We start from the raw sequence: 13,422 nt of genomic DNA, 5'->3' as shown, positions 1-13,422 counted from the left end.
AGCTTTACAGCCCAATCGCCTCTTTCAAACTCTTCAGGTAGCGGCGGCTGACCGGGACGGTTTGCCCGGCGCGCAGCACCAGCTCGGCCTGGCCGTTATCTTCCAGGCGGATCTCCTTCAGATGCGCCATATTCACCAGGTACTGGCGGTGACAGCGAATCAGCGGCGTGCGGCTCTCCAGCGTGCGCAGGGTCAGCTCGGTAAACCCTTCGTTCCCTTCCGCGCTGGTAACAAATACCCCGCTCAGGCGGCTGCTGACAAAGGCCACATCATCCATCTGCAGAAGATAGATCCGGCTGTGCCCGGTGCAGGGGATAAACTTCAGCGGCTGCTGGTTCTCCGCCAGCAGCGTGACGTCCTGCACGGTGCGCTCCTGGCGTAAACGGTTGAGCGTTTTATCCAGACGCTTCTCTTCAATCGGCTTGAGTAAATAATCAAACGCATGCTCCTCAAAGGCCTTAACGGCATATTCGTCGAACGCCGTCAGAAACACGATGTAGGGGCGATGGTCCGGGTCAAGCATGCCGACCATCTCCAGCCCGCTGATGCGGGGCATCTGAATGTCGAGGAACAACACGTCCGGGCGCAGCTTGTGCACCGCGCCGATAGCCTCAATGGCGTTGGCGCATTCCCCCACAATCTCAACATCCGGCTGCTCCTGCAGCAGAACGCGCAGGTTTTCCCGTGCCAGCGGCTCGTCATCCACAATCAGCACTCTTAACATGCGTTTTCCTCCAGCGGCAGTCGTAGGGTAATACGGGTAAATCGGTCGGGCTCGCAGGCGACGGTAATGCCACAGTCATCGCCAAAATGGGCGCGCAGGCGTTTATCCACCAGGCTCATCCCTAAACCGCCGGAGGCGGAAGGCTGATAAAGCCCGGCATTATCTTCAATATCCAGCACCAGGTGATGGTTGAATCGGCTGGCGGCAATGGTTATCTCCCCCCTTCCCAGCAGCTGTGATGTACCGTGCTTGATGGCGTTCTCCACAATCGGCTGCAGGGTAAAGGCCGGAAGATGCTGATACGCCAGCTCGTCCGGCACGGAGAGCGACACCTGCAGACGCGACTGGAAACGCGCCTGCTCAATCTGCAGATAGGCATTCACGTGCTCAATCTCATCGGCGAGGGTCACGATCTCCGACGGCCGCTTCAGGTTCTTGCGGAAAAAGGTCGACAGAAACTGCACCAGCTGCGCGGCCTGATCGCTGTCGCGGCGGATCACCGCTTTAAGCGTATTGAGGGCGTTGAACAGGAAATGCGGATTGACCTGCGCATGCAGCAGCTTAATCTCCGACTGCGTCAGCAGGGCTTTCTGCCGCTCATACTGCCCGGCGAGGATTTGCGCGGACAGCAGCTGGGCGATCCCCTCCCCCAGCGTGCGGTTGATGGAGCTGAACAGACGGTTTTTCGCCTCATACAGCTTGATGGTGCCCATCACCCGCTGATTCTCGCCGCGAAGCGGAATCACCAGCGTGGAGCCCAGCTTGCACTGGGGATGCAGCGAACAGCGGTAAGGCACTTCGTTACCGTCGGCATACACCACCTCGCCGGTTTCGATGGCGCGCAGCGTATAGGCTGAGGAGATCGGTTTGCCCGGCAGATGGTGATCGTCGCCCGTACCGGTAAAAGCCAGCAGCTTTTCCCGATCGGTTATCGCCACCGCGCCGATATCCAGCTCCTTGTAGAGCACCTGGGCCACCTTCATGCTGTTCTCTTCGTTGAACCCCTGGCGCAGGATCCCTTCGGTCGAGGCGGCAACCTTCAGCGCCGTGGCGGAAAAGGCCGAGGTGTACTTCTCAAACATGGCGCGCTTGTCGAGCAGAATGCGCATAAACAGCGCCGCGCCCACGGTATTGGTCACCATCATCGGAGCGGCAATGCTGCTGACCAGGTGCAGCGCATCCTCAAACGGACGGGCAATCAGCAGAATGATCGCCATCTGCGCCATTTCGGCCACAAAGGTAATGGCTCCGGCGGTGAGCGGGCTGAAGACTTTATCCGGGCGACCGCGCTTGATCATATAGCTGTGCACCAGGCCGCCGAGGAGCCCTTCAACAATCGTGGAGATCATACAGCTCAGGGCCGTCATCCCCCCCATGGAATAGCGATGCAGCCCCCCGGTTAAACCGACAAGCCCCCCGACGACGGGACCGCCGAGCAGCCCGCCCATCACCGCGCCGATAGCGCGCGTATTGGCAATAGAGTCTTCGATATGAAGACCAAACCAGGTCCCCATAATGCAGAATATGGAAAATACGACGTAGCAGAGGAATTTGTGCGGCAGACGGACGGTGACCTGCATCAGCGGGATAAACAGGCGCGTTTTGCTCATCAGCCAGGCAATGACCAGAAACACGCACATCTGCTGAAGCAACAGCAGCACCAGGTTAAACTCGTACATACTCAAAACCGCACACGCTAAAAAACGCGTAACATACACGGATGCGGCTCAACTTTCTTTGAAGCATCCCAAAAAAGCGCAAAATCGTGCCCGTTATCACACCTTTTTCAGAATATCGCATACGCTTCGCATTCTTTGCGTAAAAAACAATCAATTCTTCCTGGTTCGGCAAAGTGGGTCTACAGTTAAGCTGGGGACGCGTAAGCCAGGGGGCGAATATGGCGCTTTACACGATCGGTGAAGTGGCACTCCTTTGTGATATCAATCCCGTTACCCTACGGGCGTGGCAGCGACGGTATGGATTACTCAAACCGCAGAGGACCGACGGTGGGCATCGCCTTTTTAATGATGACGATATCGACCGCATTCGCGAAATCAAAAGCTGGATCGACAACGGCGTGCAGGTTGGGAAAGTGAAGTCCCTGCTGAGCCACAACGACCCGGATACGCAACATCTCTGGCGCGAACAACAGGAAACCCTGCTGCGGCTCCTGCAGGCGGGCAACCTGCAGCGCCTGCGTGGATGGATAAAAGAGCAGGGTCGCGATTATCCGGCGCAGACGCTGATATCCCATCTTTTCATTCCGCTCCGGCGACGCCTGCAGTGCCAGCAGTCCACCCTGCAGGCGCTGCTCAGCATGCTCGACGGCGTGCTGATCAACTACATTGCCGTCTGCCTTGCCTCAGCGAAGAACAAAGCCGGAAAAGATGCGCTGGTTGTCGGCTGGAACGTACACGATACCACCCGCCTGTGGCTGGAAGCGTGGATTGCCACCCAGAAGGGCTGGCGCGTGGATGTTCTGGCGCACTCGCTGGCGCAGCTCAGACCTGAGTTTTTCGACGGCCAGACCCTGCTGGTCTGGTGTGGCGAAGTGCCGTCCGCCTCGCAGCAACAGCTGCTGACGGAATGGCGTGAAAATGGTTACCCGGTCTATTCCCTTGGTCCGGATGAGCCATAACGGCATTTAATGGTTCATTAACAGCTGCGCTTCACCGTATAATTGTTCCGTTAACAACAGGAGCACATGATGAAGGCAACCAAACTGGCCATTATTACCCTTTTTGTCCTGATGGCCGTAAGCGGTATCGGCGGCGTGATGCTGGCAGGGTACTCGTTTATTGTTCGCGGCGGTGTCGGCTGAGGTACAGCGCCAGCCGCTCAAAAGCGCGATCGACGACGATTGCCGCCAGCGCAACCAGCAGCGCTCCCTGCACAATATACGCCGTATTAAACCCGCTTAAGCCGATAATGATCGGCGTGCCCAGCGTATTAGCGCCGACCGTCGACGCAATGGTCGCCGTCCCGATGTTAATGATGACCGACGTGCGGATCCCGGCAATGATAACCGGTGCCGCTAGCGGCAGTTCAACCTTGGGCAGCCGCTGGCCGCGACTCATCCCCATCCCTTCCGCCACGCTCAGCACGGACGCAGGTACCGCCGCGAGGCCCGCCAGCGTGCCCTGCAGCACCGGCAATACGCCGTACAGAATCAGCGCAATGATGGCAGGCTGTTGGCCAAAGCCCATCACCGGCACCGCTATCGCCAGCACCGCCACCGGGGGAAACGTCTGTCCGATGGCCGCAATCGTCTCCACCAGCGGGCGAAACTCCCGGCCCGCGGGCCGCGTGACCGCGATGCCCGCCCCCACGCCCAGCACAACCGCGATGGCGCTTGAGAGCGCCACCAGCCAGAGATGCGCCAGGGCGAGATTAATGAAGCTCTCCTGCTGATACACCGGCCGCGGCAGCCCGGGAAAGAGACTGTTAAACAGCGCCGCGCTGTGGGGCATCAGAAACAGTAAGCCGACAAAGAGCGCTACCAGCCAGAGAAGCGGATCACGCAGTGCCTTCACGCGTCACCTCCCCGGCCAGCAGATCGCGAAAGTGTAAGGTGCCGCACGGCGCGCCCCGGGCATCCGAAACGGGCAATACTTCGCACTGGCGCGCGACAAACGCGGAGAGCGCATCCCGCAGGCTCATCTGCGCCTGCAGCGGTTCGCCGCTCACCGGCGCCGCCTCCCGACGCATATAGTCGCTCACCGTTCGCAGGGAGAGCAGCCTGACGCCCAACTCGCTGCGGCCAAAAAACTCGCGCACAAAGTCGTTCTTTGGCCAGGTTAACAGCTCAAGCGGCGAGCCCTGCTGCACCACTTCGCCATGATCCATCAGCACCAGATGGTCAGCCAGGCGCAGGGCTTCATCAATATCGTGCGTCACGAGCACGATCGTGCGTCCGAGAATGCGGTGAATGCGGGTCATCTCCGCCTGCAGCGCGCCGCGCGTGACCGGATCCAGCGCGCCGAAGGGTTCGTCCATCAGCAGCACCTGCGGGTTGGCCGCCAGCGCGCGCGCTACGCCCACGCGCTGCTGCTGCCCACCGGAAAGCTGGTGCGGATAGCGGTCGCGCAGCGCGGGCTCTAGCCCCAGCAGAGCCATCAGCTCATCAACACGTTCGGCGATTTTCGTCCGCGACCATTTCTCCAGTTGCAGCACGGTGGCGATGTTCTGCGCCACCGTCCAGTGCGGAAACAGGCCGATGGACTGAATGGCATAGCCCATCCGACGGCGCAGCTCCAGCACCGGCAGGCTGCGGATCTCTTCCCCGGCAAAGCGGATCAGCCCGCTGTCATGCTCCACCAGCCGGTTGATCATCTTCAGGGTGGTGGATTTGCCCGACCCGGAGGTGCCAATCAGCACGGAAAACGCCCCCTCGGCAAAGTTCAGGTTCAGGTGGCTCGCCGCGGGACGACCGGCAAAGGTTTTACTGACATCATGAAATTCAATCATTGGCTCTTCTCCCGAGCAGCGCGAGCCATAAGGCAAACAGTGCATCGACGACCACCGCCAGCGCAATCGTGGGCACTACGCCCAATAACACCAGATCCAGGGCACTGCTCAGCAGCCCCTGGAAGACCAGCGCGCCAAAGCCGCCCGCGCCAATCAGCGCCGCAATCACCGCCATGCCGACGGTCTGGACCGCCACCACCCTCAGGCTGCGCAACAGCAGGGGCAGCGCCAGCGGCAGCTGAATTTTCCAGAAACACTGCCGCGCGCTCATTCCCATCGCATGGGCGCTTTCCAGCACGTCAGGTGCGACCTGACCTAAGCCCGCGACCACGCCGCGTACCAGCGGCAGCAGGGCATACAGCACCAGCGCGATAAGCGCGGGCGTTAATCCCGTTCCGGCTATTCCCAGCATTCCCAGCGCCGGAAACGACTTCACCAGCCCGGCCAGCGGCGCAATCAGCAGGCCAAACAGCGCGACGGAAGGAATGGTCTGGATAACATTGAGCACGGTAAAAACCCCGCCCTGGCGTGAAGGATGGCGATAGCACCACATGCCAAGGGGGATCCCAACCAGAAGCGCCGGAAAGAGCGTACCGAAGAGGATCGTCAGGTGCTGCGCGAGGGCATCATCAAACACCTCCTGACGGTTGGCGTACTCTTTTAACAGCGAGAGGTTGTTCAGCTCCCCGCTGAACAGCAGGAGTAAAGGAATACACCATATCTGCGCATTGAGCACCCATCGCCAGACGGCGCTGGGGATGAGTCGACGAATCGCATCGCTGCAGGCCAGCAGGCAAAGCGCCAGCCACAGCCACAGGCCGCTGCCGATAGTGGTTCTCGCCAGCGGACTTTCCGCCGAGGCCATATGCGTCGCCGCCAGCCCGGCGCTCCAGAACAGGAGAATAAACAGCCCTTCAGAGAGAAGCAGCGTCAGCCACTGGGCCAGGCGTCCCTGCCAGAGCGACAGGATCACCCACGCGCCCAGCGCCGCCGCCAGCCACCCCGGCGTAAACGGCCAGACCTGCCAGAGCGCTTTGCCCTCCCCCGACATCAGGCGGTTTGGGGCAACGTTAACAAACGGTAACGCGACCGCCGCGATGGCTACGCAGGCCAGCAGCAGCAGGACGCGGTTATGACATTTTATTGGCACAGCCTTTTCCCGTTACTTCACAAGCCCTTGTTGTTTCAGGAAGTCGGCGGCCACTTTTTTGGCATCCAGCCCCTCGACGGCAATGCTGGCATTCAGCTGCTGCAGCGTTTTTTCATCCAGCTTTTCGAAGACCGGTTTGAGCCATTCTGCAATGTCCGGGTACGCTTTCAGCACCGCCTCACGCACCACCGGGGTCGGCGCGTAAATTGGCTGTACGCCTTTTGGATCGGTCAGGGTCTGCAGGCCAAGCGCCGCCACCGGGCCGTCGGTACCGTAGGCCATGGCCGCGTTAACGCCGGAAGTTTGCTGTGCCGCCGCTTTGATGGTCACCGCGGTATCCCCACCCGCCAGCGAGAGCAGCTGAGCCTGGTCGAGCTTGAAGTCGTAGGCTTTTTCAAACGCGGGCAGCGCGTCAGGACGCTCGATGAACTCCGCCGACGCCGCAAGCTTAAAGTCGCCCTTCTCTTTCAGGTAGCGGCTGAGATCCGCCAGGGTAGTCAGCTTCCCTTTCTCCGACACGTCCTTGCGCACGGCGATAGTCCAGGTATTGTTGGCCGGCGCCGGGGTCAGCCAAACCAGTTTGTTCTGTTCCGCGTCGAGTTTTTTGACTTTCTCATACCCGGCTTTGGCGTTTTTCCATGCCGGATCGTTTTCATCTTTGAAGAAGAATGCGCCGTTGCCGGTGTATTCCGGGTAGATATCCAGCTCGCCGGAGGTAATCGCGCCGCGCACGACGGGCGTGGTGCCGAGCTGAACTTTATTGACCGTTTTCACGCCGTGGCTTTCCAGCACCTGCAAGATAATATTGCCGAGCAGCGCGCCCTCGGTATCGATCTTCGAACCCACTTTAACCGGCTCCGCCGCCTGTAACGGCAGGCTCAGCGCCGCCAGTAACACCGCAGATCCCAACATCCCCTTTGCAATCGTCATTCCGCTATCCTCATTTTTTTGCTGCCTTTTTCAGAGGCTTGAGAGAAAAGCGTAGCTTAAAACGGCGGAATTAACCGTCAAAATGCCTTTTTAGCATAAGGTAAGACGCCTCCCCCGCAGGACGGGGGGAGGCAAAGGAGGGAAAGGTTACAGCAGCTCGAACTCGCCTTTATTCACGCGGGCGGAGTCCACGCCGATAAAGACGTTAAATTTGCCCGGTTCCGCATCGTATTTCATCTGCTGGTTCCAGAACTTCAGCGCATCCACGTCGATCGGGAAGCTGATGGTTTTGGTTTCCCCCGGCTTCAGGTTGACCTTCTCAAAACCGCGCAGCTGTTTCACCGGACGGCTCATCGACGCGGTGACATCCTGCACGTACATCTGGATCACCGTAGCCCCTTCGCGCTTGCCGGTGTTAGTCACCTCAACGCTGGCGGTCACGTTGCCGTCACGCTTCAGGGTCGGCGCCGACATTTTCACGTCGGAGACCTTGAAGGTGGTGTAGCTCAGGCCGTAACCAAACGGATAGAGCGGGCCGTTAGCTTCGTCGAAGTAGCGAGAGGTGTACTTGTTCGGCTTGTCGGCGTTATACGGGCGACCGGTGTTCAGGTGGCTGTAGTACACCGGGATCTGCCCGACGGAGCGCGGGAAGGACATCGGCAGCTTGCCCGACGGGTTGTAATCGCCAAACAGCACGTCAGCAATAGCGTTACCGCCTTCAGTACCGGCGAACCAGGTTTCCAGAATCGCATCAGCCTGCTGGTCTTCTTTCACCAGCGCCAGCGGACGGCCGTTCATCAGCACCAGCACCAGCGGTTTGCCGGTGGCCTTCAGGGCGGCGATCAGATCGCGCTGGCTTTGCGGAATGGTGATATCGGTACGGCTGGAGGCTTCGTGCGCCATACCCTGCGCTTCCCCCACGACCGCAACAACGACGTCAGACTGCTTCGCGGCGTTCACCGCTTCGTCAATCATCTCCTTCTGCGTGCGCGGATCGACCTTCACCGCTTCCTCGTACTGGTTGAGGAAGGTCACGATGTCTTTATCGTTGGTGACGTTCGCCCCTTTGGCGTAAATCACTTTGGCGTTTTCACCGACGGCACTCTTGATACCGGTCAGCACGGTCACGGACTGGTCAGCCACGCCCGCCGCAGACCAGCTGCCCATGACGTCGCGCTTGCTGTCGGCCAGCGGACCCACCACGGCAATGGTGCCGGATTTTTTCAGCGGCAGCGTGTCGAGGCGGTTCTTCAGCAGCACCAGGCTTTCGCGCGCGACGTCACGCGCCTCTTTGCGGTGCAGGCGGCTTTCGGCATTGGTATCTGCCGGGTCGGAGTCTTTCGGACCCAGGTGGCTGTACGGATCGTTAAACAGCCCCATGTCGTATTTCACGTTCAGCACGTGACGGGTGGCATCGTCCAGCTCCGCCATCGTCACCTTGCCGCTCTTCACCAGCCCCGGCAGATACTTGCTGTAATACTCGTCGCTCATGCTCATGTTGATGCCGGACTTGAGCGCCACGCGCACCGCATCTTCCGGATCGGAGGCGGTACCGTGTTTGATCAGCTCTTTAATCGCACCGTGGTCGGAAACGGTGATGCCCTTAAAGCCCCACTGGTCGCGCAGCACGTCTTTCAGCAGCCAGGAATCAGAGGTTGCAGGCGTGCCGTTCAGCGAGTTCAGCGCCACCATCACCGCGCCGCTGCCCGCATCCAGCCCTGCCTTGTACGGCGGCATGTAGTCGTTGAACAGGCGCTGCGGGCTCATGTCGACGGTGTTGTACTCTTTACCGCCCTCCACCGCGCCGTAGGCCGCAAAGTGTTTGACGCTGGTCATCACCGAGTAGCGGTCCGCGGGACTTTTGCCCTGCATCGCTTCCACCATGGTTTTACCCATCGTGGAGGTTAAATACGTATCTTCACCAAAGCCTTCCGAGCCGCGGCCCCAGCGCGGATCGCGCGAGACGTCCACCATGGGCGCCCAGGTCATGTTCAGCCCGTCGTCCGCCGCTTCATAAGCCGACACGCGCCCGACGGTTTTCACTGCGTCGAGGTTAAAGGAAGACGCTAAGCCGAGGCTGATGGGGAAGACGGTACGCTGGCCGTGCACCACGTCATAGGCAAAGAACAGGGGAATTTTCAGGCGGCTGAGATCCATCACCTGGTCCTGCATCTTGCGGATATCCTGGCGGGTGACGGTATTAAAGATGGCCCCTACCTGCCCGTCTTTGATCATCTCGCGGATGGCCTCTTTCGGATTATCCGGGCCGACGCTGATCAGACGCAGCTGGCCGATTTTCTCATCGACCGTCATTTTCTTGAGCAATTCCGTGACAAACGCGTCCCGCGCTTCAGGCGTGAGCGGGTGATTGCCAAACAAATCCTCTGCCAGCGCAGGTTGCAGCGCCAGGCTGACGGCGACACCTACAGAACATAGCCATTTCATGTCGTTTTACTCTCTCATCAATAACCGCCGGACGATCTCGGCCATACCGTGCGAAAAGCGCAGTGTGCCACAAACCCTCCGATCGTTGCAGGGTTATTCTCTGATTTTTCTCGTGAATACTCGACCGCTTAACAGTTAATCGCGCTATGCTTTACAGCGAGAAATTTGCCCCACCACAAGGAGTGGAAGATGTCTTCTGTTCGAACTGACGATAACAAAACCTTTATTAACGAACTGTCGCGCCTGGTTGGCTCCTCTCACCTGCTTACCGACCCGGCTAAAACCGCCCGCTACCGCAAGGGCTTCCGCTCCGGTCAGGGCGAGGCGCTGGCGGTGGTTTTCCCCGGCACGCTGCTGGAGCTGTGGCGCGTCCTGAGCGCCTGCGTCGCCGCCGACAAGATTATTTTAATGCAGGCGGCCAACACCGGCCTGACCGAAGGCTCCACGCCGAACGGCAACGATTACGATCGTGACATCGTGATTATCAGCACCCTGCGCCTCGACAAGCTGCACCTGCTGGATAAAGGCGAGCAGGTGCTCGCGTTCCCCGGCACCACGCTTTACTCCCTCGAAAAAGCGCTTAAGCCGCTGGGCCGCGAACCGCACTCGGTGATCGGCTCCTCCTGCATTGGCGCCTCGGTGGTCGGTGGGATCTGCAATAACTCTGGCGGCTCGCTGGTGCAGCGCGGCCCCGCCTATACCGAGATGTCCCTGTTTGCCCGTATTGACGAAAACGGCAAGCTGACGCTGGTGAACCACCTGGGAATCGATCTCGGCGTCACGCCAGAACAGATCCTCAGCAAGCTCGACGACGATCGCGTGAAGGATGAAGACGTTCAGCACGACGGTCGCCATGCGCACGATCACGACTACGTGACCCGCGTGCGGGATATCAATGCCGATACGCCGGCGCGCTATAACGCCGACCCGGATCGCCTGTTTGAATCCTCCGGCTGCGCGGGCAAGCTGGCCGTTTTTGCGGTGCGTCTGGACACCTTCCCGGCCGAGAAAAAGCAGCAGGTATTCTACATCGGCACCAACCAGCCTGAGGTTCTGACGGAGATCCGCCGTCATATTCTGGGCGAATTCACCCATCTGCCGGTGGCGGGCGAATACATGCACCGGGACATTTACGACATCGCCGAGCGCTACGGCAAAGACACGTTCCTGATGATCGACAAGCTCGGCACCGACAAAATGCCGTTCTTCTTCACCATGAAGGGCCGTACCGACGCGATGCTGGAGAAAGTGTCGCTGTTCAAACCCCACTTCACCGACCGCTTTATGCAGAAGCTGGGCAACGTTTTCCCGGCGCATCTGCCGGAGAGGATGAAAACCTGGCGCGACAGGTACGAACATCACCTGCTGCTGAAAATGGCCGGAGACGGAATTGCCGAAGCGCAGAGCTGGCTGACCGAATTCTTTAAAACCGCCGAAGGGGATTTCTTTGCCTGTACGCCTGAAGAGGGCAGCAAAGCGTTCCTGCACCGCTTTGCCGCCGCAGGGGCCGCCATCCGATATCAGGCGGTACATTCCGAAGAGGTGGAAGATATTCTGGCGCTCGATATCGCCCTGCGGCGTAACGACACCGAGTGGTTTGAACACCTGCCGCCGGAAATCGACAGCAAGCTGGTGCACAAGCTCTATTACGGCCACTTTATGTGCTATGTCTTCCATCAGGATTACATCGTCAAGAAAGGGGTCGATGCACACGAACTGAAGGAGCAGATGCTCGCCCTTCTGCGTGAACGCGGCGCACAATATCCTGCGGAACACAACGTCGGACATCTTTATAAAGCCCCTGACGCACTTAAGCAGTTTTATCGCGAGAATGACCCTACAAACAGCATGAATCCCGGCATCGGTAAAACAACGCGGAAGAAATACTGGAAAGAGAGCGCAGACGCGGAGCAGCACATAACGCAAACGTCTGATTAATTCCTACAGCCAAATTTGAGAGATTGTTAAGCGCTCCTTAATCGTAATAGAGTAACCGCTTATCGCCGGAGAAACGTTTCTCCGGCCTTCGATAAGAGGAGCAGGCACATCATGTCGGCTATTGATGTTTTATCCGAGACCGAGCTGGAAGTGCGCGACGCCCGTCCCGATGATGTGCATGCCATTGCCGCGATCTATGCCTGGCATGTGCTTCACGGGCGCGCGTCATTTGAAGAAGTCCCCCCGACTATTGACGAAATGCGTCATCGCATGAAAAGCGTGGCGGAGAACGGTTTACCGTGGCTTATCGCGCTGTACCGCGGCATTGTGGTGGGCTACTGCTATGCCACCCCTTACCGACCGCGACACGCCTACCGCTATACCCTGGAAGAGTCGATTTACGTGGATGCCAGCATCACCGGGCGCGGTTTTGGCACGGCACTGATGGATGCGCTGATCGCACGCTGCGAGCAAGGGCCGTGGCGGCAGATGATTGCCGTGGTAGGAGATGGCAATAACAATGCCGGCTCGTTACGTCTGCATAAAAAACATGGCTTCGTGATTGTCGGTCAGCTGCGCAGCGTAGGCTACAAGAAAGGCGACTGGCGGGATACGGTGATTATGCAGCGCCCGCTCAACGATGGTGACTGGACGCTGCCGGAATAAACGCAAAACGGTAACCTGGGTTACCGTTTTTAGTGTTTGTAGGCCGGGTAAGGCAAAGCCGCCACCCGGCGCTGACAGACGGCTCAGTCGTTCTGCGCCGTCGCCATCTGCTCCGCTTTCTGCTTTTTATACGTCAATGCCGCGGCCGGTACAGGCTGCACTTTTCCTGTTTCAATCCAGGTACGCAGGCGGCTCGCATCCGCGAAGTGCGTGTATTTGCCGAAGGCATCCATCACTACCAGCGCCACCGGCTTACCGTTAAATACGGTGCGCATCACCAGACAGTGTCCCGCCGCGTTGGTAAAGCCGGTTTTCGTTAGCTGAATATTCCAGTTATCCCGGTATACCAGATGGTTAGTATTGCGGAACGGCAGCGTATAGGCCGGGTTCGCAAAGGTCGCCATCTCTTCACGGGTGGTACTGAGCTGACCAATCAGCGGGTACTGTTTGCTGGCAATCAGCAGTTTCGTCAGATCGCGCGCCGTGGAGACGTTGTTGATCGACAGACCCGTCGGTTCCACATAGTGCGTATTGTTCATCCCCAGCGCTTTGGCTTTCGCGTTCATCGCGCGGATAAACGCGTCGTAGCCGCCCGGATAGTGGTGCGCCAGGCTCGCCGCAGCGCGGTTTTCAGACGACATCAGCGCCAGCAGCAGCATATTTTTACGGCTGATCTCACTGTTCAGCCGCACGCGGGAGTAGATCCCTTTCATCTCCGGCGTGTGGCTAATATCCACTTTCAGTTTTTCGTCCAGCGGCAGATGGGCATCAAGCACCACCATCGCGGTCATTAATTTGGTAATTGAGGCGATCGGTCGCACCAGGTCCGGATGGCTGGCGTAAATCACCTTATTGGTGTTGAGATCGACAATCATCGCGCTGCCGGACGCAATTTGCGGCTGAGCAGCAGCGGTGGTCACCGCGGGCGTTTTGGCGACGGCCGGTACGACTGCGGACGCACCCAGCAACAGCGCCAGGCTAAGTAAAGAGACTCGGAATTTCAGCATGGTGAGACTTCTGATAATTATTCACGCACGTTATGACGTACACCGCCTGGGTTGTTGGATAAACACAGGCTGGCCTCGGCATCATAGCCGTCAGC

Annotated in this window: 12 protein-coding genes; 4 read left to right on the top strand and 8 right to left on the bottom strand. The window is 58.9% G+C overall.

The window, feature by feature from the left end:
• Window positions 1–4: 4 nt before the first annotated feature.
• Window positions 5–724 carry a two-component system response regulator BtsR gene (gene btsR, locus N6P30_RS18195; RefSeq protein WP_032663201.1) on the bottom strand — a complete coding sequence of 240 codons (720 nt, stop codon included), beginning with the start codon at window positions 722–724 and terminating at the stop codon, window positions 5–7.
• Window positions 718–2,403, bottom strand: coding sequence for a sensor histidine kinase (locus N6P30_RS18190; RefSeq protein ID WP_032622865.1), 1,686 nt, complete (start codon window positions 2,401–2,403; stop codon window positions 718–720). Before N6P30_RS18190 ends, btsR begins: the two co-directional genes overlap by 7 nt.
• Before the next feature lie 218 nt (window positions 2,404–2,621).
• On the opposite strand from N6P30_RS18190, the gene mlrA reads away from it, so the two are divergent.
• Both mlrA and N6P30_RS18180 read left to right on the top strand, forming a co-directional pair.
• Window positions 2,622–3,362, top strand: coding sequence for an HTH-type transcriptional regulator MlrA (mlrA, locus tag N6P30_RS18185; RefSeq protein WP_032663200.1), 741 nt, complete (start codon window positions 2,622–2,624; stop codon window positions 3,360–3,362).
• Between the two features lie 69 nt (window positions 3,363–3,431).
• A complete protein-coding gene (locus N6P30_RS18180; protein WP_008500895.1) occupies window positions 3,432–3,545 on the top strand; it encodes a protein YohO in 114 nt (37 codons plus the stop codon).
• On the opposite strand, the gene N6P30_RS18175 is transcribed toward N6P30_RS18180, so the two are convergent.
• The 5 genes from N6P30_RS18175 to bglX all read right to left on the bottom strand — a co-directional run bounded on the left by N6P30_RS18175 (window position 3,520) and on the right by bglX (window position 9,716).
• On the bottom strand, window positions 3,520–4,257 hold the full coding sequence (locus N6P30_RS18175; protein ID WP_032663199.1) for an ABC transporter permease: 738 nt from the start codon (window positions 4,255–4,257) through the stop codon (window positions 3,520–3,522). The genes N6P30_RS18180 and N6P30_RS18175 overlap by 26 nt on opposite strands.
• Window positions 4,241–5,191, bottom strand: a complete 951-nt coding sequence (locus N6P30_RS18170) for an ABC transporter ATP-binding protein (protein ID WP_008500897.1) — start codon at window positions 5,189–5,191, stop codon at window positions 4,241–4,243. Before N6P30_RS18170 ends, N6P30_RS18175 begins: the two co-directional genes overlap by 17 nt.
• Window positions 5,184–6,341 (bottom strand): ABC transporter permease, encoded by a 1,158-nt coding sequence (locus N6P30_RS18165; protein ID WP_058673307.1) that lies wholly within the window; start codon window positions 6,339–6,341, stop codon window positions 5,184–5,186. The genes N6P30_RS18170 and N6P30_RS18165 overlap by 8 nt, the downstream gene beginning before the upstream one ends.
• 12 nt (window positions 6,342–6,353) lie before the next feature.
• The gene (locus N6P30_RS18160; RefSeq protein WP_058673306.1) at window positions 6,354–7,271 is read right to left on the bottom strand and encodes an ABC transporter substrate-binding protein; all 918 of its coding nucleotides are present in this window, start codon (window positions 7,269–7,271) and stop codon (window positions 6,354–6,356) included.
• Window positions 7,272–7,418: 147 nt separating this feature from the next.
• The gene (gene bglX / locus N6P30_RS18155) at window positions 7,419–9,716 is read right to left on the bottom strand and encodes a beta-glucosidase BglX (RefSeq protein ID WP_154827301.1); all 2,298 of its coding nucleotides are present in this window, start codon (window positions 9,714–9,716) and stop codon (window positions 7,419–7,421) included.
• A gap of 189 nt (window positions 9,717–9,905) precedes the next feature.
• Here bglX and dld point away from each other — a divergent pair, with 189 nt between their 5' ends.
• Together dld and N6P30_RS18145 are read left to right on the top strand one after the other, a co-directional pair.
• Window positions 9,906–11,654 carry a D-lactate dehydrogenase gene (gene dld, locus N6P30_RS18150; RefSeq protein ID WP_039266749.1) on the top strand — a complete coding sequence of 583 codons (1,749 nt, stop codon included), beginning with the start codon at window positions 9,906–9,908 and terminating at the stop codon, window positions 11,652–11,654.
• A gap of 111 nt (window positions 11,655–11,765) precedes the next feature.
• Window positions 11,766–12,320 carry a GNAT family N-acetyltransferase gene (locus N6P30_RS18145; protein ID WP_008500902.1) on the top strand — a complete coding sequence of 185 codons (555 nt, stop codon included), beginning with the start codon at window positions 11,766–11,768 and terminating at the stop codon, window positions 12,318–12,320.
• Between the two features lie 83 nt (window positions 12,321–12,403).
• Here N6P30_RS18145 and pbpG read toward each other — a convergent pair whose 3' ends face one another.
• Window positions 12,404–13,327, bottom strand: a complete 924-nt coding sequence (gene pbpG / locus N6P30_RS18140) for a D-alanyl-D-alanine endopeptidase (RefSeq protein WP_023293820.1) — start codon at window positions 13,325–13,327, stop codon at window positions 12,404–12,406.
• Between the last annotated feature and the right edge of the window lie 95 nt (window positions 13,328–13,422).

This window comes from Enterobacter sp. PL1 (genome assembly GCF_945957325.1).
GTDB lineage: Bacteria > Pseudomonadota > Gammaproteobacteria > Enterobacterales > Enterobacteriaceae > Enterobacter > Enterobacter roggenkampii.
The sequence above is the reverse complement of the archived record's forward strand: the minus strand, read 5'-3'. Positions and strand labels throughout refer to the sequence as shown.